Origin of the sequence: Streptomyces phytophilus, assembly GCF_013870535.1 — a bacterium.
Lineage (GTDB): Bacteria > Actinomycetota > Actinomycetes > Streptomycetales > Streptomycetaceae > Streptomyces > Streptomyces phytophilus.
The window spans coordinates 1-1,550 of the sequence record NZ_JACBXC010001364.1; the positions used below are offsets into that span (position 1 = coordinate 1).

Annotated in this window: 1 protein-coding gene; it reads left to right on the forward strand. The window is 71.8% G+C overall.

Annotation, left to right across the window (positions count from 1 at the left end; translation table 11 throughout):
* Positions 1–239 precede the first annotated feature (239 nt).
* Positions 240–1,550, forward strand: a 1,311-nt coding sequence (gene murA, locus H5J30_RS32410; RefSeq protein WP_181791219.1) for a UDP-N-acetylglucosamine 1-carboxyvinyltransferase, incomplete at its 3' end; no start/stop codon positions are given.

Genomic DNA, 1,550 nt, shown 5'->3' on the forward strand with positions numbered 1-1,550 from the left:
TGCGCGTCACCCCCACCCCGCCCGCGCCCCCGGCGCCCGGCGCCGGGGCTCGCGCCGGGCGCGCAAGCCGTCGGTCACCCTGTGCACCCGTGCGCCGTACGCAGAGTCCCCCGGCCTTCCTCCTCCGGATCTGTAGCGAATTCATGACGTTCCCCGCCCCGCCCAGGGCCGGGGGAGGGGGGTATCGGGGGCATTAGCATTTCTGTCTGTCCCAGCCCGTCTCCAGGATCGCGAGCCTCATGACAGCTCCTGACAGCGCCGATGTCCTACTCGTCCACGGCGGTACGCCCCTGCGGGGCGAGATCCACGTCCGCGGGGCCAAGAACCTCGTGCCCAAGGCGATGGTGGCCGCGCTGCTCGGCAGTTCCCCCAGCCGGCTGCGCAACGTCCCGGACATCCGCGACGTGCGCGTGGTACGGGGCCTGCTCCAGCTGCACGGCGTGACCGTCGGCCCCGGCGAGGAGCCGGGCGAGCTGGTGCTCGACCCGACGCACGTCGAGAGCGCGCACGTCGCCGACATCGACGCGCACGCGGGCTCCTCCCGGATCCCGATCCTCTTCTGCGGCCCGCTGCTGCACCGCCTCGGCCACGCCTTCATCCCGGGCCTCGGCGGCTGCGACATCGGCGGCCGGCCCATCGACTTCCACTTCGACGTGCTGCGCCAGTTCGGCGCCCGGATCGACAAGCGCGCCGACGGGCAGTACCTGGAGGCGCCGCAGCGGCTGCGCGGCACGAAGATCCGGCTGCCGTACCCGTCGGTGGGGGCCACCGAGCAGGTGCTGCTGACGGCCGTGCTGGCCGAGGGCGTCACCGAGCTGTCCAACGCGGCCGTCGAGCCGGAGATCGAGGACCTCATCTGCGTACTGCAGAAGATGGGCGCGATCATCGCGATGGACACCGACAGGACCATCCGCATCACCGGCGTCGACAAGCTCGGCGGCTACACCCACCGCGCCCTGCCGGACCGGCTGGAGGCCGCCTCCTGGGCGTCCGCGGCGCTGGCGACCGAGGGCGACATCTACGTACGCGGCGCGCTGCAGCGCTCGATGATGACGTTCCTCAACACCTTCCGGAAGGTCGGCGGCGCCTTCGAGATCGGCGACGAGGGCATCCGCTTCTGGCACCCGGGCGGCCCGCTGAACGCCATCGCGCTGGAGACCGACGTCCACCCCGGCTTCCAGACCGACTGGCAGCAGCCGCTGGTCGTCGCCCTCACGCAGGCGTCGGGGCTGTCGATCGTGCACGAGACGGTGTACGAGTCGCGCCTCGGCTTCACCTCCGCGCTCAACCAGATGGGCGCGCACATCCAGCTCTACCGCGAGTGCCTGGGCGGCACGCCCTGCCGCTTCGGGCAGCACAACTTCCTGCACTCCGCGGTCGTCTCGGGGCCGACGAAGCTGGAGGGCGCCGACCTGGTCATCCCGGACCTGCGCGGCGGCTTCTCGTACCTCATCGCGGCGCTGGCCGCGCAGGGCACCTCGCGGGTGCACGGCATCGACCTGATCAACCGCGGCTACGAGAACTTCCTGCAGAAGCTCGCCGACCTCGGC